Consider the following 20,496-nt stretch of genomic DNA (forward strand, 5'->3'; position numbering starts at 1 on the left):
ATATGAATAGCTGTCTTGGGCGGCCGGTAAAGGAATATGCCCGATGAACGTCGCCACCAGCAATTTCACGCGCGACGCCCGCGTCCCGCTTGGCCGTTGCTCGACCGGCCAGCTTGAACTCGATCTCGGCAAGCTCATGTCCGGGCGCTGCCTCATCCAGGGATCATCCGGCGCCGGCAAGAGCCAGACGCTGCGCCGGATCGTCGAGGAAGCCTTCGATTATCTCACCACGATCATCATCGACCCGGAAGGTGAGTTTGCCAACCTTGCGGCTCATATCGGCGCGACCACCGTTATAGCCCGCGACTATGCCAATGATGGCCTGACCGCGGTGGGACTGCGGACCCGCCAGCATCGTATCGCGCTGCATCTCGACCTCACCGACCTGGAGCCCGACCAGCGTATCGAGAAGTCCGCCGCCTTTTTCGCCGGGCTGCTTTCGGCGCCGCGCGAGCATTGGGGCAACACGGTGCTGGTCTGCATCGACGAGGCGCATCTGCTCGCGCCGCACATGGCCGCCTCTGCGCGCGATGCCGAGACCCGCCGCCTCGGCGTTGCCACGCTCACCGACATGTGCGCGCGGGGCCGCAAACGCGGGATAGGCACGATCGTGGCCACCCAGCGATTGGCCAAGCTCGCCAGTTCCGTCGTCTCCGAATTGCACAATCACCTGATCGGCCTCAACGTCTTCGACCGTGATGTCGCGCGCGCCGCCGATCTGCTCGGCTTCGGGAGCGACCAGGCTGCGCTTCTGCGCCAGCTTCCACCTGGCGAGTTTTTCGCCTTCGGCCCCGCGCTGGCCCCCACGCCCGTGCTGGCGAAGATCGACTCGACGATCACGCCGCATACTGGCCGCACGCCTGATCTGGTTGCCGCTGCCGACCTCGGTCCAGACGAGAGCCGCACTCTGCTCGACCTTGAAAATCTGCGGGAGGTTGCGCCGGCAAGGACCACCCATGCCGCCATGCGGGGGCAGCGCGCGCTCGACGCCTTTCTGCTCGACCCTGCCGCTCCCGCCGCCGCACGCATTGTCGGCGCCTTGGGCAACATTGCACCTAACGCCACCACGTCCGACGATCTTGCCCGCCATCTTGCGCTTCCGGCCAATGATGTCGACGCCGGGCTGGATCTGCTCGCTGCCATCGGGGCGTCCGACACGATGCCGCGCGGGGATACGCGTATTGCGCGTCTGTCGGCCCGGTTGCGCCTGCGCGTCGTCGATACGCCCGTCGTCGGCCTGGTCTGAAGGGAGCGCACCATGACCCATAACAGCTTGGATCTCGACGCCGATATCGTCGAACTGAAGCCCTTTGTCCCCGAAGCGGAAGCTGTCCCGACCGCGCCGCTCGCCGAGCTGGCCTTCCGTGCGGACGCATGGCTCCCCGACGAGACAAATCGCCTGCGCGCAGCATTCGCCGAAGATCACACGATCGACGAGATCGCGGCTATGCTTGGCAGGCCCCGGGCAGGTGTCGCCACCCGTATCCATGATCTTGGCCTGCGCCGTCATTCGCGGCGGTCTTGGACGGATTGGGACGACGAAGAGATGGCACGCTGCTATGCGCACGAACCGACGGCAACGGTGGCCGCCCGGCTCGGCCGCGGTGTAAGTGCCCTCTATGCCCGCGCACGGCTGCTGGACCTGTCCGAGCCCGGATACCCACCCTATAGTGGATGGGAAGAAGCACAACTTCGCGTCGGCTACGAGAAGGGCGTTCCTGTCGCCCAGATTGCCAGCCTGATCGGCCGCCCGTTCGCCGGCGTCATTTCGCGCGCTTCGGCATTGGGACTACGTCATGCCTGCCAGCCGGGCGACTGGAGCGAAGCGGAAATGACTCGCGCACTCGAACTTGCGGCCACCGGTGCACGATATGTCGCCATCGCGCAGCTTCTGACGACCGAAGGTTTCCCGGCCCGTAACAGCCGCAGCCTCGGGCAGCGACTTCGTAAACTCGGTTACGGCAGGGGCTGGGGCCGTCCCTGGATCACCGAGGAAGACGAGTTCCTCCGCCACGCCTATGCGACCGGCAAGAGCCTGACGCCGCTGCGGGAACGGCTCGGACGCAGCCCGCATTCCATTCGCTGGCGTGCGGAAGCGCTGGGTTTGCGTGGCACCCATGTCCATCGGGATGGTTTCCGGCAGGGCCCTGTCTGGACGGCCGAGGAAGAAGCCCGGCTGCGAGCGGACTATGGCAAGGTTCCGACACGCGAAATTGCCGAAAATCTGGGTCGCGGTGTGCGCGCCGTCCTCTACCATGCCAATCGGATGGGCCTCACGCACGGCTTCATGCGCGCGTTCATCCCTGCGGAGGACAGGGCGATCCGTAATGCCTGGACCCATGGCGTGTCGATGGTCGATGTCGCCCAGGCGCTTGGCCGCGATCCTGCCGTCATCGGCAAGCACGCCGCGCGTATCGGCTGCCGGTTCAACGATCCGGCGAGGCCCGCACGAGGCCCCAGGACCCGGCGGGCAAAGCGAGCGCCTGTGACGCTTCAGAGCCTGCTTGCGCTCGAGCCCGCTGCAGCGGTCGATGCCGATCTTCCGTTCGCCGCCTGACCCTGTCTCGCATGGAGGCCATGATGCCGCTGTCCGATCTGCCCGCCCGGTTGTCGCCTTGTCGCGGCCGCTTATGTTCCTTCGATCACGCCCTCAAAACGGCGCAGCAACTGCGACGTGCGACCGGCGTGCCGCATTATGTCGTGCATGGCGCCCGGCCCCTGCAGGCATTTAAGGTTACAATGCGGCCGCCGGTCTGGCCGGACCGCTGGCTGGCCATGGTCGCATGAGTTCGGGCAAGCGCGCGCCCGTCGTCGCGGCATGGGGCGCGGGCACCAATTCCACCGCGATGATCATCGAACTTGTCCGTCGGGGCGAAATCCCAGACATGACGTTGCTAGCCGCGATGCCCGAGCAGCCCCATACGCGACGGTTCATTCCCGTCTTCCGTCAGTGGATGGACGATCATGGTGTTCCCAACGAGATCGTCGAATATCAGGCCCGGTTCTTCAAACATTGGCCGCCCTATACGTCGCTGCTCGATGCTTGCCTGACAAATGGCACATTGCCGTCGATCAGCTTCGGCCAGCATAGCTGCAGTGCCCGTCATAAAATCTCGCCCCAGGATAAATGGGTTAAGGCCTGGCCTCCGGCACAGCATGCCTGGGCCAATGGGCAGAAGGTTATTCGCTTGATCGGCTACGACTGCTCAACGCGTGACAATCAGCGCTACGCCCATCGAGCAGGTCATATCTCGGACCTCTATGAGTACAGATATCCGCTTCGGGAGTGGGGCTTCACACGCGAGGATTGCGAGCGCATTATCGCGCATGCTGGCCTGCCAAGTTTCTATAAAAGCTCATGTTTTTTCTGCGCGGCCATGCAGATTTCAGAGGTCCGCGCGCTGCCGCGCGAGGAGTTGCGCCTCATCGTTCTGCTTGAAGCGCGCGCCGCACCGCGGCTTCGAACCGTTGAAGGACTATGGCGCAAATCGACGAAAAAGCGTCCCGGATCGATGACCGCGTTCATCCGCAACGAGGGATTGCTCGATGCTAGCGAGATCGATGCGATCATTGCCAACGCGCCCCTCGATCTTCTCGAGTTCCAGCGGGCCGCAGCAGCCGTCCCGATCGAGCAGCGATCACATATCCAGACATGGATCGAACGCTTCAACGCGGGGCTGGCATACGCTTCAAATATTACCAACGACCTGGACGAGGTCAGAGAGGCTGACTGATGTGTCGGTCCTGATCTTTGTTAGGCGGTAGCGGCGCATTTTCATGAAATTGACCATGCCCGATCATTGGTATGATCGGCTTCACGGCTGTCATTTGCGTTGAATTTATTCTATCCCTGAACCATGCAGCATTCGGACGCGCCGACTGCAATATCTCGATAGAGGGAACAGGCTGGAACATGGGAATGACCCTCGATGTCTGACACGCGGCAAGCCAGCCTTTTTTCCGAGGATGATCTGCCGTCTACCCTTCGTGAGACGCCCCCCGGCCACGCCGGCGCATTCCACGTCGAACCGGAAAGCCGGCCCGCCTCAATTCAGCTTGTGCTTCGACGTCATGGGAAACTTCGTATCTGGGTGAAGAGCGTGCAGCAAAAGCTTTCTCGCTGGTTATGAGTCGTGCGTCTTTCTGACGATATCACGAATAACCGACATTTTTATACACGGGCTATCGCGACTCTGCCCGATGTGCTGCTGATCGATATTCCCGCGGCCTTTGCGTCGGCCAGCCTGCCACTCGGGCGCTATTATCCCGTAATCCTGGAGACTATTGAGGAGCGGCAGGAGTTCGAGGCCTTCCTCCAGGCAGATCGACCCGCGCCGATCGTGCCCGATCTGCTCGATCGCAGAGCGTCCGCGCTCACCACCATCGATATCGTCTTCGCGCTCTTCGATACCACCATCGCGGGCTGGCCCTGGCTTCTGCTCTGCCATTGGCCCGCCGATCATGTCGCACTAGCAGCAGATCAGGGCGATATGTTCGGGCGCGGCGCCTACACCATCGAGATATTCCCAGATTCCGCCGCGCGGGCCGCCGCCATCAGCCAGTTGCTCGCGATACTGGGGACGCACCAGTGTGTGCAGGTGGTTCCGGTCACGCCCACAACGCCGGCCGGAACCGCCTGATCCTGCGACGCGCCCCGCTACAGGCACTCCAGCGACCGTAGCGCCAGCGCGGCTACCGCCGCGCCTCCAGCCTCGCTCCCCAACCCATCTTCGGCCCGGTACCTTCCACCCCGGCTCCGCGCCATACCGCAGTGGTCACGCAGAGTTGTGGGCGGGACGCGGCGTCGAGCGTGGGGCAGGCGGGGCGGCGTCGCGCCAGCGGGAACGGGAGTGCCTGGCCGCGAACGGGCGGTGCGCGGGGCGAGGGCGGGACATAGAGGAGAGAAGGACCGGGGAGGGTGTCGCCGGAAAATGGATTTCGAGCGACATTCGAAAGGTCAAGACGATGAACATCGGTGAAATCTTCAATCAGAACGGCCGCCTGACGGGCTCGATCGCCACCCGCACGATCGATCTCCCCCGCATCGGGCTGCGCAAGGTCATGAGCGAGAATGAGAAGGCCCCCGTCTTCGAGATCCTCGCGCTGAATGTCGCGCGTCGCTGGGTTCAGGTCGGCGCACTGTGGGAGGCCGCCTCGAAGCGTACCGGTGAGGTGTTCCTTGCCGGCAACATCGACGACCCCAGCCTGCCCGAACCGCTGCCGATCGCGCTCTTCCAGGCGGATCATGGCGGCTACATGGTCGCGTGGCGGCGCGAGAACATGCGGTCCGACTTCGGCGGAGGCATGGGGACCAGCCGCACCAATTATGACGATCGCGGCTCGCGCGATCAGGGCGGCTTCGGCGACAGTACCGCAGGTACTGAAGGCGAACTGACCGGTGCCGGCGCGCCGTTCGGCGAGGAGGACCCGTTCTGATCATCCGTTGATCGGAGCCGGTTCCGGGCCGGGGAGGCGTCAGGCTTCCCCGGCCCATTCTTTTTCTCGTCCATGAGGAGACAGTCCATGTCGCTTTCCTCCTTGCATGACCTCGCCCCGTTCGCAGATCTCTCCGCGCTCTGTGCCGCGATCATGGCCAGTCCCGCCATTGCGGACCTGCTCACGCCGCAAATCGCCACCACGACCCGCACGCCAGCGATCCCGGTCGGGGTCACCTGCGGCGAGGTCATCGCGGCTATCTACGACCTGCTCGATGGCACACCCTTCGCGCCGCATGCGGCGCAAATCGTCGATGCCGTCCTGACGCGCTCGATATTCGTCGCGCGCGCTCGGGCGAGCATGCACTGATCCGACACCATGGGGGGCGGACGCCAGCGCGTCTGCGCCCCTTTTTCTTTTTTACATGAAAGGGAGAAGTCCCATGACCCAAGACCGCTCGCGCAGCATCAGCCGCTTCGCAGACCTTCCGGCACTGATTGCCGAGATGACGGCAACCCCGGAATTCAGGCGCGCCTTCGGCGATCCCATGCCGCTTTCGATCATCAGCCCTGGCGATGAACCCGGGGAGCATGACATGCCCGAACCGCTTCACGCGCAGGCCGATTGCGCCGGGGTGATCGCCACCATCTTTGATCTGTTGACCGATACCCGCCTCGACGCGCTCGCGCCCGAGATCGCATGGGGCATGGTCAACAGCTTCCATTTCGTCGCGGGCAAGCTCGAGCGACAGGAGGACATGCTGGCCGACGAACTGCGCGACATGATCCGTCGGACGGAGCCTTCGGAGGTATTCAATACCGAACTGGAAGAGAAACAGCTGCTGTGCCAGTCGTTGACCGAACAGCGCGAGGCGGTCGAGTGCATGCGCGACTATGCCGCCGAGACCTTTCATGCACTATCGGGCCGTCCATGGTCACCCGCACGTGGGTCGCGCGTCTCCAAGGTGGCGACCGCCACGCAGGTGTCGATACAGGATTTTCTGCGCGCCCGAGAGCTTGCGACACGCGAGCGGTACCGCCCCCGAGGGCCGATCGTCATCGCCTCGGGCCATGCGGAATGGCACGACTGGCAACTCCTCTGGGACAGGCTCGATACTATCCTCGAGCGCATCCCGCACATGACGCTGGTAACGACCGCGCAGCGCAAGGGTTTCGATGCGATCGTGGCCTCATGGGCAGGCAGTCGCGACGTGCAGCTCGTGACCTATTCGTTGACAGGATCAGGGCGCGGTGCACCCTTTGCCCGCAATCGCAAGCTGGTGGACCTGAAGCCTGTCGAAGCCCTGCTGGGTGAAGGGTCGGGTATTCAGGCCAACCTTTATCAGGCCCTGCGTAAAGCAGACGTCCCGATCCATGCGTTCCGCAAAGCGGATCAGGCTCCGGTCGAAAAGGTCGCTCCACCGCAACGGGGTCGGCTACGTCGGGCAGCGTAACTTCTGCAAACTTCAGTCATCCCGTCGGGGGCGGCGCTGCGCGCTGTCCCCGTTTTTATGCGGGAGATGCTGGTCGCGGCGATGAGGTCAAGGGTTGGCAGTGCTCCCCGCGAGGCGGGCGCCTGGAGGCACCCATTTGCGAATCAGGGGCATCGAGCCCCAGATTCGCAAAGCCTCTTCTCTCTCTCAAGAATTCCAATGGTGGCACGGGACCGCGTCGGCCTCAAGGACGACGGGGCCCCACCATTTTTTTGGGCGGGTCCAGCGGCGCGCTTCCTCTGCGATGAGGGTGGCCGCCCAAAAAAATCGTGACCCCCATCGCCGGCTGCGCCGGTCGCTCCGCGATCCTTGACCCCGCCGCTCGGAGCCCGTGCCCAAGGGGGGACCTCTTTCGTTTCAAAAGGAGGTTCACATGACGAAGATCAACCGCAGCGTCCGCCCATTCTCCGACATCGCCGAATTCATCGCGCAGGAGACCGCGCCCACCACCGACGACTTCCACGCCGCCTTCGCCTCCGACCTCGACGGCGTCCGCATCGGGCGCGGCGAGGAGGAGATGGCGACCGACATGCCCGATCCGAGGGAAGCACAGCTTGCCGTCGAACTCATTGTCACGACACTCTTTGACGTGCTGCGGGACACACGGTTGCAGCCCGCCGCCGAACGCCTCGCATGGGGCATCGTCAACAGTTTCCATCACGTCGCCGACCAGTGGCAGGGCCAGGCCGACAAGGCGATGCGCGATGTTCAGGACCTGCTGCGGCGCGCCGACGGCAGCGAAATCCACGGTGTCGAGCTCGAGCAGGCACGCGATGAACTCGAATATCTCGACGAAGCCACCGACGCCCTGCGGTGCATGCGGGATCACGCCGCCGACGTCTTCCACACCGAAACCGGGCGGCCGTGGTCCGCGCCCAAAGGATCGCTGGTGTCGAGCAAGCGCACCGCCTCGGTCATAGCCGCCACCGATTTCCTCGCCGCCCGCCGCCAGCGCCGAACCGACGCGCACAACCCGCAAGGGCCCATCGTGATCTTCTCCGGCGGGGCGGACTGCTGGTTCGACGACCGCCTCATCTGGGGCAAACTCGACGAAGCGAAATCCCGCAATCCGAAGATGGTGCTGGCCACGACGGCGCAGGACAAGGGATGCGACGCCATGGCCGCAGCATGGGCAGCCTCCCGAAAGGTGAAGCTCATCACGTTCCGCCTCAGTGCGAAGCTGGGCAAGAGAGCAGGGTTCGTACGCAACGAGCAGATGGTCGGACTGCGGCCCGTCGAGGCGCTGGTTTGCGAAGGATCAGGTCTGCAATCGCACCTCGCGCGCCTCGTCAGGGAGAAGCGTATCCCGGCCCGGTTCGTCACGCTCAGCGATCAGGGATGGGAGGCGCAGTGAGTTATCCCAAGAGGATCGGTCCGGTTTACCGGGCCGATCCTCATTTCTTTTTCTCGATCGTCACATTCGCACCCGCTCAGGGACCCGCAAGCGGGTCCGTCGCGGACGCGATGCGGAACCGCCTACCGGTCCCGGCCTCCTGCGCGCGGCTCCGCCGTGCTCGTCGCAGGGACACCCTTCGGGTGCCGTTTCGGCGGGGATGGTCGTGCCTGCAACGCCCAGCCCTCCAACCAGAGGAGAGGAGGGCTGGGGAGGGGTGGCTCAGTTGAGGAGATCAAAGCCATGTCCGAACACACCCCCTCCCATGCCGGCGTCTTCGTTTCGGGATCACTTTCGATCGCATCGCTTCCCGAACCCGTCATCGAGCGTATCAGTGGCATTCTCGATCGCCGGCTTCCTATCCTGATCGGGGATGCGCGCGGTGCGGACCGTGCCGTCCAACGCTTCCTTGCCGATCGAAATATCGATTCCGTCGCGGTCTATTGTTCAGGCGATGGACCTCGCAACAATGTCGGCGCATGGTCCGTGCGAAACATCCCTTCCCTCGGCAGGAAAGGCACCGCCGCTTTCCATACCCCCAAAGACAAGGCGATGGCGAGGGATGCATCCTGCGGTCTTGTGATCTGGGACGGTCGCAGTCGGGGAAGCCTTGCCAACATCCATCGACTGGCAGCGCGGCGATGCTTCATTCTTATCTGGCTCACGCCGGAAGAGCGGTTCATCACCCTCCGGTCGGATTCCGACAGGAGCGCGTTCCTCGAAGCGCACCCCTGCCGGCATCTTTGACAATCCGTTTCAGTACATCAGGTGGCTGGCGACAGTCCCTTGAGCGCTGTTAACGCGCTGCCACCACCGACCCGGATCGCGTGCGTCAGAAGCTCGCGGAACTCCCGTTCCGTGAGTTTCTCGACGGGCAGGTCATTCACGATCGCAGCATATTTGCCGCGCAGGGCGCTGCGGGCACTTTCCAGGTCCTGCGTCAGCTTGCGCTGACGCGCTTCCAGATCGGCAAGCCGATCCCTTTCCGTCATCTTTGGCATGTCCATCGTCCTTCCCCGATGGCCTGCCCGTCGCGCCGCATTCTGCCAGAGTCACTGTGCAAGGCAAGGGGCGATCGACGCTTTTAACGGCACCGGCGACTGCAATCTGCAGCTCCCTCCTTCCCAAGATCTCATCTTCCCATCGTTCCTCCCGTGCGCAGGCAAGGGAGGCAAGGAGACGGTCATGTCCACCGCCGAACCCCACCTCGATCGCTTTGTCGAACCCAATGACCCCGATTACCGGGCCGCGCAGATCAGAGGTTTCGCGCTCATCCGCCAGATCGAGGAACAGGTCAGACGGGCGGATCACTATGCCGGTTGCTACACCGGCTACACCGACCCGGTGACTCACGACCTTGTCATCACCGGCGAATGCGACGCTGATTATGATGAGGCGACGACCAAGGCCCATGATCTGGGCTGGATCGCCGCGACCTCAAATGCCTATTTAATCCTCAAGGTACAGGGGCGGACCGACGAGACCGCGCAGATCGTTTACAACGCCCATCATAATATTTTCCTCAGCGATCCGGAGCCTCCATGCCCGGGCGAATAGTAGCGAATGACTTCCGGGGTCGGGCTCGCGTCCGGCCCCTTTTTTGCTTGCAGGGAACCCCCACCCATGGCCTTTGTCCCTCGAGCCGCTGCGGCGGTGAACACCAATCTCCAGAAGGAAGGTTGCCCCGCGCCTTCCGGCACGAGGCTGCGCAGCGCGAGCGCGCTGCGTAAGGCGGGACGCACGGCGCAAGGCCGTTTTGTAATGGACCCTACGCACGGGTGCTGCGGGCGCATTATGCCCTGAAAACATCGAGATAAGTCTGTATCACATGTCACACGTCGAACCGGTGGGCTGTCGTACGCTGAACACAGGGCTCACACGGGGCCACATATCGTATTGAAACGACTTCGGGAATTTCGTGATACGCGTCGTACGCCATTGCGGATCCCAGAATGCTGTGACGCCGGAACCGGCGGGGCGACGCCCGTTGAATCCTGGCCGAATTCATGGTCTTTTTTGTCGCGGCAGAAAGGACAGCACCATGACGGAATTGAACGAGGAGTATATCAGCGACCTCCGCCGGGCGGTGCTCAAGGCCATCTGCGAAGTGTCGGCGCAAAGGCAACACGCCCCGGAAGCGGGCAAGGGGGACACTCTCTATATCGGGACAGCAGAAGTCTGCCAGATGCTCACGATTTTGCTGGCCGAGTTTCTGGAGGGCGTCCCTGGTCTCGATACGCCCAGCGAGGTGCGGCGCATGTCAGAGGTTGTAGCCAGGAAGATCAGACTGGGGATCGGCGAAATCCGTCGCCACCGCGAGGAGACAGGCGGAACGCCGCCGCCGTCCATCATCATCAGAGGCAACTGACCGAGTCCGCTCAGCCTGTTTTCCTGTCGGCACATACCCCCAGCGCTAAATCTCTGAATCAATCTGGCGATTGGGCGGCTTGCGCCAATATTGCCATTCCGGTAATATGCACTCGCTTCATGATATTTTCGAAGGTCTCCGGATAAGGAGACCCTTCGCTTGCCCAAGCTTAATTTCCGCCTCGATGAATCGCTGCATGCCGCCTTAATGCGCCGTGCGCTCGGTGCGAACCTGTCCCTATCGGGGTTCATCCGTCAGCTCCTCGAACAGGCGGTCGATGAGCGCAAACGCTATGTCTTCTCCTCCCAGGATGAGATACTCGCCACGTCGATCCAGATCCTATCGATTGTCGCAACGTCCGTCGGCCAGCAATCTCCCAGCGCGCTCGAACAGGGCATGGCGCAAGCCCGGCTTATCCTTGCCGAACGCGGACTGCTTGGCGGGGAGGATATCCCATGAGCATCTTTCGCAACGACACATTAGGCTCCTGGACGCGCGGTGGCCAGGCGATCGTCCACAATGTCCGCATGACGACCCAGGTCTTTTATCAGACCATATTGGCGGGCTTCATCATCTGGATCATCGGCACGCTCTGGTATGCGTTCGAGAAGTCGACCGAATATGAGCGGTTCGTTCTGGTCAAATTGGCTGAGGCCACGATCAAGGTGGATGCCGCCGCCGGGACCAATGATCCGGTGCAGTTTCGCACCCCCGAAGGCCAGGCCTACTGGACCTCGGCAGACTGGCTGGTTGCCTCCACCCTTGCGAAAAAGACCATGCATGCATTTGAAGTCCATCTGCTGCATGGCGCACTGCTCTCTGGCCTGTTCACCCTTGTCATGCTCGCCTGGGCCTGGTTCTACTTCACCCGGACGGGTAGGGGCCTGGGCTCCAACGAATATCTGCGGGGGGCAAGGTTCGGCACGATCCGTCAGGTGAAACGCGCGCTATGGCGACAGACCAAGGGACCTCTGGTGATCGGCAATGTGCCGGTGCCTGAGGCCTATGAGCCTGAGCATATCCTGCTGTGCGGTGCGCCTGGCACGGGAAAGACAAACCTCATCGTCGGCATGCTCGACGGCATCCGCAAATCGGGTCGGCGCGCCATCGTCTATGATACCGCCGGTACCTTCGTCGAGAAATTCTATCGGCAGGGCACTGACATGTTACTCAACCCGCTCGACCAGCGCGCGGCGCGCTGGTCGCCCTGGGTCGATGTGCCACGCGACTATCATTACGATCAGATCGCGGAATCGACCATTCCCGACAAGCATGGCGATCCCTTCTGGGCGAAGGCGGCGCGGGGGACGCTGGTTGCGGTGATGCGCAAGCTGGCGCGCCAGAAACATACCTATGTCTCGGTCCTCCTCGACCGTCTGCTGCGTTCCAAACTGAAGGACCTCGCCGCCTTTGTCACCGGCACCGATGCCGCCGCCTTCATCAGCACCGAAGGCGAACGGACATCCGCCGGCATCCAGGCCGAACTTGCATCGGTCATGCGCAGTTTCGGTTATCTCGATGACACCGAAGACGGCTTCTCCATCCGAGACTGGGTGGAAAAGGGCGCAGATGGAAGCTGGCTCTTCATCACCGTGAAGGCCGACCAGCTTCCCTCGCTACGCCCGCTTATCACCGTCTGGCTCGACATCGCGATCAGCGCCATCATGAGCCTGACGCCAGATCGCGACCGACGGCTCTATTGCGTGATCGACGAGCTGCCGACGCTGCATAAGTTGCCGTCGCTATCGGACTTTCTCGCCCGTGCCCGCAAATATGGCGGCTGCGGCATATTGGGCTTCCAGTCCTATCCCCAGCTCAAGGCGACTTACGGCAAGGACGATGCGGCCGCGATCACTGGCTATTGCTCGACCTGGGTGGCGCTACGCGCGAACGACACGGATACCGCCGAGCATGTCTCGATCAACCTCGGTCAGGTCGAACAGGTCGAAGCCAATGAGGGCATGTCCTATGGGGTCAACGACATGCGCGATGGGGTCAATCTGTCGCGGATGCAGGTGACGCGGCCACTGGTCATGTCGACCGAGGTCACCAACCTGCCCAACCTGGTGGGCTTCCTGCGCTTTGGCCGCAATTTGCCTGTGGTCCGGTTCGATAGCCGGTTCAACGACGTGCCATCGTTAGGACCAGCTTTCCTCGAACGCACGACGCCCCCCATTCAGATCGACAAGGCCGGGATGCTCGTTCGCATCGCCCATGCCGAAGCGCGTGTTCGTGAAGCGATGGAGCGGGAAGCCACGCAGGCATCTCCGCCAGCGACGCATGGCGAGGGTAAGCCAGCGAAGCCTTCGGTATCTTCAGAACCCGCCCCGACGCCACCACCGCACCCGGATCTGTTTACGCCTCCCGCGCCGAACCTCGATCCGCAGCGAGTCGAAGATATATTGCTCAATGACGAGAATGCGGAGCTTCCTGCGCCCGCGCGCACCCTTTGGACGATCCTTGCCGGCAAGCAGGGAGAAATCCGGTCCGATCTTGTCCAGCATGGCCGGGATGACGGACCGCGTGAGCGGGCGAGGCCAGCATGATCCAGCCGCAACGTCTCCATGGCAAACCAGCCAATATCGCCCGCTACTATGCGGTGGGCGATTACTACACCAAGGGCGGCAACGAACCGTCTGCATGGGGTGGGAAGCTGGCAGCCGATCTCGGCCTCTTCGGCGCTGTTGATCCGAAGCTGCTGCGCGACCTTCTTGCTGGAAAAGTCGGCGATCAACAACTCGGGCGGCACCGCGCGGATGGCGAAATTCAGCATCACCCCGGTTGGGATTTTGCGGTCAACGCGCCCAAGTCTGTGTCGGTCATGGGGCTGGTTGCCGGTGACGAACGCGTGCTTGCCGCCCATGAGGGCGCGGTGACCGCGGCTATCTCCTATCTGGAGGAGCAGGCGCAGCTGCGTCGCCGTGATGACGGGAACATCGTTCACGAAACGACAGGCCGGATCCTGGTTGCTCGCTTTACCGAGCATGGCAGCCGGGAACTTGATCCGCATCTGCATACGCATCTCGTCGTGCTCAACATGACGAACCGCGAGAATGGCGATCCCATGGCAAGCCTGGAAAGCCGGGTCATGTATGGCGAACAGCGCGTGGCCGGGCAGATATATCGCAACGCGCTGGCGTTCGGGTTGCGCGAAGCTGGCTATGAAATCGATGCTGATCCTCGTTCCGGATTGTTCGAGATACGAGGCGTACCAAAGGACCTGATCGACCATTTCTCGCAGCGCGCCGAAGCGATCGAGGACCATGCGCGCGAACATGGCCTGGTGGGACAGAAAGCCCAGCGTGCTTCCTTCTATGCTACGCGCAAGGCGAAGGTGAAGATCGGCGAGGCGGAACTCGCCGCGCAATGGCATCAGCGGACAGGCAAGCGTCTCGAAACGCTGCAGGAGGTTGCTGCGCTGGCGCGGGGTCGGGAAGGGGAGCATCCGGCGCCCACGGAACGCGATGCGTCGCGTGCTGCTCTTTTCGGCTTGCGGCAACTGGAGACATCCGAGGCGGTCAACAATTTAGGCGATATCTTGCGCACTGGTCTTGCTGCCCATGTCGGGGAAGTCCGGCTCGACGATATCCGTCCCCGGATCGCAGCACATGAGGTCCTGCGCAAATTGCTGCCGACCCATACGCAGACCGGTGACAGGTTGTTGACCCGTGGCCGCACCAGCCGGAAGTCCTGGCTTTTGGAACTGGCATTGACTCAGCATATCGCGTTGGGCCTCAATGACGCGCGTCCCATCGCCTCGAGCGATCGCTTATTGGCAGCGCTAGAAGGAACGTCGCTCAATACGCAGCAGCAGCACGCACTCGTCGAGACGGCGCTGACGCGGGATCGGGTCATGGCGATTCACGGTGTTGCCGGTTCTGGAAAATCGACACTGGTGAGAGTTCTCGCTGAGGCGGCCGAGCCGGGAACGGCATTGATTGCATTAGCACCCACATCATCGGCCGCAGCCGAACTGGGAAACAAGGCGAACATCATGTCTCATACTGTCGCCAGCTTCGTCGCGCGCGGCGGGCAGGGGATCACGGACCGCCATGTGCTGGTTCTCGATGAAGCAGGGCAGCTCGGCAACCGCCAGGCCCAGCGGATGCTGGAGATCAGCAGGACAACCGGCGCACGGCTGCTTTTCCTCGGAGACGAGAAGCAGACCGGGGCGATCGAGCAAGGCAAACCCTTCTGGTTGATGCGAAGACTGGGTTTGCCGACGGTCGAGTTGACGCAAGCTGTTCGGCAGGAAACGAAATCAATCAAGGCTGCGGTCACAGCTGCGCGGACGGGGAACTTTGCCGAGGCATTGGCTAAGCTCGATAGCGTCAGCACCGTTGACGACAATGAAAAGATGGCGGAGCAGGTCGTCAATGCCTGGATACGGCTCAAGCGGGACACGCGGGCCGGTACCAATATCCTCGTCCTCGACAATGCGACCCGGCTGATCGTTAACAGCAAGATTCGCGAAGCGCTGAAAAACGAGAATGGGCTGGCCGCCCAGGATAGTCTGCTTTCCATTCTCGCCCCGGCGGGCTTGACCGATGTCCAGAAGCATATGGCCCGTTTCTACGGGGCAGGACAGGTGGTGCGTTTCGAGCGGGACATTGCAGACCTCGGTATCGCACGGCACGCCGACTATCGGGTCGCTGGACTAGGCCGGGAGGCCAATGGGCGCCAGGTTGTGCGTCTCGTCGACGATCAGGGGCGCGTCATACGCTGGGATCCGCAGACGACGAAGGCCCGCCACATCAATGTCTTCAATCCTGAAGAGCGGGATATTGCGGAGGGTGACCGTATCCAGTGGCGGCTCGTCAATCGCGAACTCGGGCTACGCAATGCGGAGCGCGGCACCGCAGAAAAACTTGATGGCCCGCTAGCGACGATCCGCTGGGATCGAGATGGGCGCGTGCAGCAGGTTAATCTATCGGAACACCGGACCTGGGATCATGGTTACGCAGAGACGGTCTATTCCGCACAGTCCAAAACCTATCCGCGCGTTTTCGTGCTGGCGCCCGTCGAATCTCCGCTGGTCAACGCCCAGAATTTCTACACGGCTATCACCCGCGCGGCATTCGGTGCCAGGCTCTGGACCAACAACGTCAAGGAACTGATTGCCAAACTCGAGCGCCAATCAGGAGAGAAGACGTCTTCGTCGGAAGGTTTAGGTCGGTTGAAGACTGATCGTATAGATGCCTTCTCGAAACGCCGGGAAGGCCATGTGGCAAATCTGAGGTCCGAGCAGGAGCGAGACCGAACAGAGCGGCGCGATCGGGCGCTCGAGCGACAACTCCACTATCGTGACCGCTCACCCCGTGGCGCGGCTGAGCATCTTGCCGACGGGGCGCGGAACATCGCGCAGGTGCTCGACAGGTTTCTCGCAGGCATTCTCGACCATGCGCGCGCCGAAGGGAGAGCGCCGAAAACCGGCATCAACCGGGAAAATCATTCTCCTGCACCTCGACCCGAGCCCTCCCACGGCCCCGAACGATAAGGAAATTGCCCATGCTTCGCTGCAAGTTTGCCGTTCAGCTAACCCAGGGAAAGCGCTTCGCAGGCGCCGTCCCGCCTCTGCATGGGTTTGAATTCTGTACGTCGCGCCAGACCCGAGGGTGTATAGTCTTCCTCAGACGCATTGGATGGACCGTGCCTTACAGCCGGACTTCTGTCCGTCGTAGCGCCGCTGCCGAGATCAATTCCGGGAGAATGCTCTTTGCATTTCTGAAACGTGGCCCAGTTGCGGCGCTAGCACTTTACAGGGATCCGACCAATTCGATCACTACGCCTGGGACCGCTATCCGGAGGGTCGGATGAGGTCATACGGCATCCCCAGGCTGTTACACACTGCCGTCATCAGTATGGCATTGTACAACGCCCCCGCATTTTCTAAATCCTCAGATGACAGGGAACTGCGAATCGCCGCCTGCATTCGGCAAGCCTCGCGTGGTCAACCCTGGCTGGAGAAAACGCTTTGGGGACTGCGCGATCAGGAAGCGGGCTGGATCGGCGCCGAGGTTCGCAACAGCAATGGTTCTCACGATCTTGGTCCCCTGCAGATCAACAGTTGGTGGACACCTCGCATCGCGGCGCTTGTTGGACGTTCACCCGTTCAGGTTCGACATTGGCTGCGTTTTGATCCCTGCTTCAACGCGCAGGCTGCAAGGTGGATATTCCTGGCCGCCTTGCGCTCAACCGGTAGCTACTGGGAGGCGATTGGCGTCTATCACAGCCCGACGACGTGGCGGCAGAGACGCTATCGTAGTTCGGTAGCTCGGCATATGCGGACAAGATACGGAGATGCTGTGTTTCGCCCATGATAGGCTTTGTTGCATAATTACGCGAGAGTCTGATCGACGTTTTATTTGAAGATGTTATTCGACGCGGACGGAAACCGGCGTTCCTATTTCGGAGAACCGATTGAGAATTGCAGCACGGACTTTGATCTCGGTAATTTGACGGTCGAAGGTGCGGGCGACAACGCGCTGGCCCAAGAGTTTGAAGCAGTGCATTTTGGTCTCGACCAGACTGCGGCGATGATAGCCGCTCCACTTTTTCCAGATTGCGCGACCAAGCCGCTTTGTCGCGCTTAGCGCTCCATTTCGTGCATCGATGCCGGGACCGCCTTCCGCCCATGGTTGCCCGTTGCGGCGGACCGGGGTGACCGCATCGGCACCGCGCTCGGCAATAGCGGCATGGCAGTCCCTGGTATCATAAGCGCCATCTCCGCCGACGCTGAGTATCCGCTCGTCTCTAGGGATTTGCGCCAGGAGAACGGGCAGCGTGGGTGCGTCGCCAATGGCATTCGTCGTGATCCAAACTTACTCGCCGCTGGGCGAAGCGCGGCACGAGCCCTTCAGCATCAAAGGATCAACGACGGTCTTCCGCATGGATCTTCGGGCGATCTGCCCCGCTGAAAGCAGGGCTGCCGGCATCGTCATGCCCAGATGCAACAGCGAAGCGATGAGCATGCATCTTGAGGAAATCGCCTTCCATGTCGCGCCGGGCGCCCACGCAGTGGTGCTACTCGATCAAGCCGGATGGCACGGCTCTGTCGAACTGGTCATTCCGCCCAACATCACGCTGATGCCGCTTCCGCCAAGATGTCCCGAGTTGAGCCCGGTTGAAAACGTATGGCAGTTCATGCGCGATAACTGGCTATCGAACCGCATCTTCAAATCCTACGACGATATTGTCGACCACTGCTGCTACGCCTGGAACAAGCTTGCAGATCAGCCAAGGCGCATCATGTCCCTCGGACTGCGTCAATGGGCCCATGGGTTCTAATCAATGCGCATTGGTATTAGCTGTGAGTGTGATCAGTTTCGTTGCACTTTCGACGTCGGCAAACTGGAGGGTTACGCTTCGGCCACAAACACCGACCGAGCGTTCGATAGCTCGCGAAAGCCGTACACGCTCTGATAGCGCCCCATGCCGCTGTCGTTCACCCCACCGAAGCGCAGTCTGTGTTCGGCGTAGTGCATGAGCACGTAGTTCATCGTCACCCCGCCCGAGGAGGTGCGTTCGAGCACGTCGTTGACGAACGCCTGGTCGCGGCTGAACACGTACATCGCCAGCGGCTTGCCGTTAACGTCTACCTGATCAACCACCTCGTCCAGCGGGTCGTAGGTGATTACGGGCAGGACGGTGCCAAAGATCTCGTCGCGCATCAACCCGGCGTCGAGCGGCGGGTCGACGATGATCCTAGGCTCGATCGTGAAGTCTGCCTCATCCGCGCCGCCGCCCTTGACGATCCGAGCGCCGCGAGAGACAGCCTCGTTGAGGTAGCCGTGGACGCGAGCGAAGTTGCGCGCGTCCACGATTCTGGACATCCGCTCCTTCCGGAACACCCCGTTTTGGTAAAACATCCGATCCACGGTGTCGTCGAGCGCCGCAACGAGTTCTTCTCGACGCGCTCGGGGAACCCAGACATGATCTATGCATGTCTGCCTCCGAGCAACGCCCGCGTCGTGGTACGACTTGACAAACGTATCTTTGCGGCGATACTATACCATAAAGAGTATCATCAGGAGTGATCCATGCGAGTAGGCGACGTCGATCTCACCAGCCCCGACGCTTTCGTCGCTGCCGTGCCGCACGACTATTTCCGGTTCCTGCGCGAAGAAGCGCCGATCTCGTTCAGCCCGCGTGCCTCCGATGGCGGGTTCTGGAACGTGGTGCGTCACGCCGACATCCAAGCGGTCGAGCGCAACGTAGAGGTCTTCTCCAGCCGTGCCAACGTCAGCCCGATGGACGTGGCGGAGGCGCATCTTGCCAACACGATCGACAACTCGATCATCATGACCGATCCGCCCAAGCACAACTTCCTGCGCTCGGCGATCCGCGATTCTTTCCTGCCCAAATCGGTCAAGCAGCTCGAGGACTCGATGAAGGTCTATGCGCGCAACGCCATCGACGCGATCATTGAGGAGGGCAGATGCGACCTGCACGACGTCGCCGCCTATACCCCGATCGAAGTCGTGGCCGATGTGCTAGGCGTGCCCAAGCGGGACCGTTCCAACCTGTTCAACTGGGCGAACCTAATGTTCGGTCAGCTCGATCCCGAGCTGTCGGACGATGCACGGGCGCGGCTCGCGGGCTTCCAGATGATTTCCTACGCGCGCCGGATGACGAAACGCCGCCGCGCCGAGCCGACCGACGACGTGTTCTCGCTCATCGCGAATGCGACGCGCGACGGACGGCAGCTGACCGACATGGAAATGGGCGCGACCTTCATCGTGCTCGCCACTGCGGGCAACGAGACGACCCGCACCCAGTATCTCCACGGCATGGCCGAACTGATCGCACGCCCGGAGGTCGCTGAGGAACTGCGTACCAATCCGTCGCTTTTGCCCAACGCGGTCGATGAGATGCTACGCTGGACGACGCCTGCGCTTGGTTTTGCGCGCAAGGCGACGCAGGATTTTGAGTTGCACGGGCAGACGATCGCGGCCGGTCAGCGCGTCATGCTGTGGTATGTGTCGGGCAACCGTGACGCTGAGGTGTTTGATGATCCGAACACGTTTGACATTCGGCGCGAGAAGGTGGGTAACAAGCACCTCGCGTTCGGCTCCACGGGCGGAATCCATCGCTGCCTGGGACAGATGCTGGCGAAGGCCGAACTCAACGCAATGTTTGAAGAAACGCTGGCGCGTATTCCCGACATGCGGCTCGACGGCGAAATCCGGCGGCTGCGATCGAACTTCACCAACGGTATCAAGCATATGCCGGTCCGCTTCACCCCTGGTAGGCGGATGGGGGATGACACGCCTGTCCCGCTCTACGCGACCGGCATCGACCAAGCAGGGATTGCAGCGGCTGCCGCAGCCGCCGCGGCTGCGGTCGCGCCGACAGTGATCGAGGACCGCGACGACGGCATCCGGCTCGTGCCGCTGGCACGTGCGACCCTAACTCTCGGCGTTCCCGCGGTCATGCCCGGCACGCCGCGCGGTATGCGGATGATCGTCGACGTCGCCGATGCGCGCTGGGAGGGCCGCATCAATGCACGCCAGCTAGGCCAGCCGTCGGGTGACTGGGCGGTGGTCGATTCCCAAGGCACGCTCTGTTTAGACGTCCGGTCTACGCTGGAGACCGATGATGGCGCGCTGATCTTCGTCCGCTACGAAGGCCGGTCGGACTACACCAAGGCTGGTGCGTCGCCGATCATCGCCGCGCCGCTATTCGAGACCAATGACCCGCGCTACGCTTGGCTCAACAAGGTGCAAGCGATTGCGAAGGGGCGAGCGGCCGGGCTGACCACCCTGGTCTATGACATCTATGAGGTCCGCTAGCTCCGCACCCGCTGGC

At 62.1% G+C, this 20,496-nt stretch carries 20 protein-coding genes and 2 pseudogenes; 19 read left to right on the plus strand and 3 right to left on the minus strand.

The features are described 5' to 3' along the window. Nucleotides 1-43 precede the first annotated feature (43 nt). The 11 genes from CEQ44_RS01260 to CEQ44_RS01305 all read left to right on the plus strand — a co-directional run bounded on the left by CEQ44_RS01260 (nt 44) and on the right by CEQ44_RS01305 (nt 9,068). Nucleotides 44-1,246, plus strand: a complete 1,203-nt coding sequence (locus tag CEQ44_RS01260; protein WP_088184938.1) for an ATP-binding protein — start codon at nt 44-46, stop codon at nt 1,244-1,246. Nucleotides 1,247-1,258: 12 nt separating this feature from the next. Beyond that, nucleotides 1,259-2,557, plus strand: a complete 1,299-nt coding sequence (locus tag CEQ44_RS01265) for a hypothetical protein (protein WP_088184937.1) — start codon at nt 1,259-1,261, stop codon at nt 2,555-2,557. A gap of 11 nt (nt 2,558-2,568) precedes the next feature. Continuing rightward, nucleotides 2,569-2,787, plus strand: coding sequence for a hypothetical protein (locus CEQ44_RS01270; protein WP_088184936.1), 219 nt, complete (start codon nt 2,569-2,571; stop codon nt 2,785-2,787). After that, nucleotides 2,784-3,734, plus strand: coding sequence for a hypothetical protein (locus CEQ44_RS01275; RefSeq protein WP_088184935.1), 951 nt, complete (start codon nt 2,784-2,786; stop codon nt 3,732-3,734). Before CEQ44_RS01270 ends, CEQ44_RS01275 begins: the two co-directional genes overlap by 4 nt. 71 nt (nt 3,735-3,805) lie before the next feature. Next, the gene (locus CEQ44_RS24785; protein ID WP_254913739.1) at nt 3,806-3,937 is read left to right on the plus strand and encodes a hypothetical protein; all 132 of its coding nucleotides are present in this window, start codon (nt 3,806-3,808) and stop codon (nt 3,935-3,937) included. A gap of 265 nt (nt 3,938-4,202) precedes the next feature. Then, nucleotides 4,203-4,640 carry a hypothetical protein gene (locus CEQ44_RS01280; RefSeq protein WP_254913738.1) on the plus strand — a complete coding sequence of 146 codons (438 nt, stop codon included), beginning with the start codon at nt 4,203-4,205 and terminating at the stop codon, nt 4,638-4,640. A gap of 325 nt (nt 4,641-4,965) precedes the next feature. After that, nucleotides 4,966-5,436, plus strand: a complete 471-nt coding sequence (locus tag CEQ44_RS01285; protein ID WP_088184934.1) for a DUF736 domain-containing protein — start codon at nt 4,966-4,968, stop codon at nt 5,434-5,436. An 87-nt stretch (nt 5,437-5,523) separates the two neighbouring features. After that, nucleotides 5,524-5,805 (plus strand): hypothetical protein, encoded by a 282-nt coding sequence (locus CEQ44_RS01290; protein ID WP_088184933.1) that lies wholly within the window; start codon nt 5,524-5,526, stop codon nt 5,803-5,805. Nucleotides 5,806-5,878: 73 nt separating this feature from the next. Continuing rightward, nucleotides 5,879-6,889, plus strand: a complete 1,011-nt coding sequence (locus CEQ44_RS01295) for a DUF2493 domain-containing protein (protein ID WP_088184932.1) — start codon at nt 5,879-5,881, stop codon at nt 6,887-6,889. A 412-nt stretch (nt 6,890-7,301) separates the two neighbouring features. Then, nucleotides 7,302-8,282 carry an SLOG family protein gene (locus tag CEQ44_RS01300; RefSeq protein WP_088184931.1) on the plus strand — a complete coding sequence of 327 codons (981 nt, stop codon included), beginning with the start codon at nt 7,302-7,304 and terminating at the stop codon, nt 8,280-8,282. 282 nt (nt 8,283-8,564) lie between these two features. Beyond that, nucleotides 8,565-9,068 carry a hypothetical protein gene (locus CEQ44_RS01305; protein ID WP_088184930.1) on the plus strand — a complete coding sequence of 168 codons (504 nt, stop codon included), beginning with the start codon at nt 8,565-8,567 and terminating at the stop codon, nt 9,066-9,068. 17 nt (nt 9,069-9,085) lie between these two features. On the opposite strand, the gene CEQ44_RS01310 is transcribed toward CEQ44_RS01305, so the two are convergent. Further along, nucleotides 9,086-9,322: a hypothetical protein gene (locus tag CEQ44_RS01310; protein ID WP_239019050.1), complete on the minus strand. Its 237-nt coding sequence runs from the start codon at nt 9,320-9,322 to the stop codon at nt 9,086-9,088. Between the two features lie 184 nt (nt 9,323-9,506). On the opposite strand from CEQ44_RS01310, the gene CEQ44_RS01315 reads away from it, so the two are divergent. The 6 genes from CEQ44_RS01315 to CEQ44_RS01340 all read left to right on the plus strand — a co-directional run bounded on the left by CEQ44_RS01315 (nt 9,507) and on the right by CEQ44_RS01340 (nt 17,009). Then, nucleotides 9,507-9,878, plus strand: coding sequence for a hypothetical protein (locus tag CEQ44_RS01315; protein ID WP_088184928.1), 372 nt, complete (start codon nt 9,507-9,509; stop codon nt 9,876-9,878). Nucleotides 9,879-10,362: 484 nt separating this feature from the next. Then, nucleotides 10,363-10,689: a hypothetical protein gene (locus tag CEQ44_RS01320; protein ID WP_088184927.1), complete on the plus strand. Its 327-nt coding sequence runs from the start codon at nt 10,363-10,365 to the stop codon at nt 10,687-10,689. Between the two features lie 159 nt (nt 10,690-10,848). Then, a complete protein-coding gene (locus CEQ44_RS01325; RefSeq protein WP_088184926.1) occupies nt 10,849-11,148 on the plus strand; it encodes a CopG family transcriptional regulator in 300 nt (99 codons plus the stop codon). Next, nucleotides 11,145-13,235 carry a type IV secretion system DNA-binding domain-containing protein gene (locus CEQ44_RS01330; protein ID WP_088184925.1) on the plus strand — a complete coding sequence of 697 codons (2,091 nt, stop codon included), beginning with the start codon at nt 11,145-11,147 and terminating at the stop codon, nt 13,233-13,235. The genes CEQ44_RS01325 and CEQ44_RS01330 overlap by 4 nt, the downstream gene beginning before the upstream one ends. Then, a complete protein-coding gene (mobF, locus tag CEQ44_RS01335; protein ID WP_088184924.1) occupies nt 13,232-16,186 on the plus strand; it encodes a MobF family relaxase in 2,955 nt (984 codons plus the stop codon). The genes CEQ44_RS01330 and mobF overlap by 4 nt, the downstream gene beginning before the upstream one ends. Nucleotides 16,187-16,550: 364 nt before the next feature. After that, on the plus strand, nt 16,551-17,009 hold the full coding sequence (locus CEQ44_RS01340) for a lytic transglycosylase domain-containing protein (RefSeq protein ID WP_088184971.1): 459 nt from the start codon (nt 16,551-16,553) through the stop codon (nt 17,007-17,009). Between the two features lie 54 nt (nt 17,010-17,063). On the opposite strand, the pseudogene CEQ44_RS01345 reads toward CEQ44_RS01340, so the two are convergent. Then, nucleotides 17,064-17,504 (minus strand): annotated as a pseudogene (locus CEQ44_RS01345) (IS5 family transposase); the annotation flags it as partial. Between CEQ44_RS01345 and CEQ44_RS01350 the strand changes: the two are divergent. After that, nucleotides 17,504-17,976 (plus strand): annotated as a pseudogene (locus CEQ44_RS01350) (IS630 family transposase); the annotation flags it as partial. The pseudogenes CEQ44_RS01345 and CEQ44_RS01350 overlap by 1 nt on opposite strands. A 71-nt stretch (nt 17,977-18,047) precedes the next feature. On the opposite strand, the gene CEQ44_RS01355 reads toward CEQ44_RS01350, so the two are convergent. After that, entirely contained in the window at nt 18,048-18,629 is a 582-nt protein-coding gene (locus CEQ44_RS01355) for an aldehyde dehydrogenase family protein (protein ID WP_088184922.1), read from the minus strand. Between the two features lie 99 nt (nt 18,630-18,728). On the opposite strand from CEQ44_RS01355, the gene CEQ44_RS01360 reads away from it, so the two are divergent. Continuing rightward, a complete protein-coding gene (locus CEQ44_RS01360) occupies nt 18,729-20,480 on the plus strand; it encodes a cytochrome P450 (protein WP_088184921.1) in 1,752 nt (583 codons plus the stop codon). Nucleotides 20,481-20,496: the final 16 nt, after the last annotated feature.

The sequence above is a fragment of the Sphingobium sp. Z007 genome (assembly GCF_900013425.1).
GTDB lineage: Bacteria > Pseudomonadota > Alphaproteobacteria > Sphingomonadales > Sphingomonadaceae > Sphingobium.

Coding starts and splice junctions, on each gene's coding strand:
- CEQ44_RS01330 (WP_088184925.1), top strand. CDS start 11,145: ATGAGCATCTTTCGCAACGACACATTAGGCTCCTGGACGCGCGGTGGC.
- CEQ44_RS01265 (WP_088184937.1), top strand. CDS start 1,259: ATGACCCATAACAGCTTGGATCTCGACGCCGATATCGTCGAACTGAAG.
- CEQ44_RS01305 (WP_088184930.1), top strand. CDS start 8,565: ATGTCCGAACACACCCCCTCCCATGCCGGCGTCTTCGTTTCGGGATCA.
- CEQ44_RS01260 (WP_088184938.1), top strand. CDS start 44: ATGAACGTCGCCACCAGCAATTTCACGCGCGACGCCCGCGTCCCGCTT.
- CEQ44_RS01285 (WP_088184934.1), top strand. CDS start 4,966: ATGAACATCGGTGAAATCTTCAATCAGAACGGCCGCCTGACGGGCTCG.
- CEQ44_RS01320 (WP_088184927.1), top strand. CDS start 10,363: ATGACGGAATTGAACGAGGAGTATATCAGCGACCTCCGCCGGGCGGTG.
- CEQ44_RS01295 (WP_088184932.1), top strand. CDS start 5,879: ATGACCCAAGACCGCTCGCGCAGCATCAGCCGCTTCGCAGACCTTCCG.
- mobF (WP_088184924.1), top strand. CDS start 13,232: ATGATCCAGCCGCAACGTCTCCATGGCAAACCAGCCAATATCGCCCGC.
- CEQ44_RS01315 (WP_088184928.1), top strand. CDS start 9,507: ATGTCCACCGCCGAACCCCACCTCGATCGCTTTGTCGAACCCAATGAC.
- CEQ44_RS01340 (WP_088184971.1), top strand. CDS start 16,551: ATGGCATTGTACAACGCCCCCGCATTTTCTAAATCCTCAGATGACAGG.
- CEQ44_RS01310 (WP_239019050.1), bottom strand. CDS start 9,322: ATGCCAAAGATGACGGAAAGGGATCGGCTTGCCGATCTGGAAGCGCGT.
- CEQ44_RS01290 (WP_088184933.1), top strand. CDS start 5,524: ATGTCGCTTTCCTCCTTGCATGACCTCGCCCCGTTCGCAGATCTCTCC.
- CEQ44_RS01360 (WP_088184921.1), top strand. CDS start 18,729: ATGCGAGTAGGCGACGTCGATCTCACCAGCCCCGACGCTTTCGTCGCT.
- CEQ44_RS01270 (WP_088184936.1), top strand. CDS start 2,569: ATGGAGGCCATGATGCCGCTGTCCGATCTGCCCGCCCGGTTGTCGCCT.
- CEQ44_RS01300 (WP_088184931.1), top strand. CDS start 7,302: ATGACGAAGATCAACCGCAGCGTCCGCCCATTCTCCGACATCGCCGAA.
- CEQ44_RS24785 (WP_254913739.1), top strand. CDS start 3,806: ATGATCGGCTTCACGGCTGTCATTTGCGTTGAATTTATTCTATCCCTG.
- CEQ44_RS01275 (WP_088184935.1), top strand. CDS start 2,784: ATGAGTTCGGGCAAGCGCGCGCCCGTCGTCGCGGCATGGGGCGCGGGC.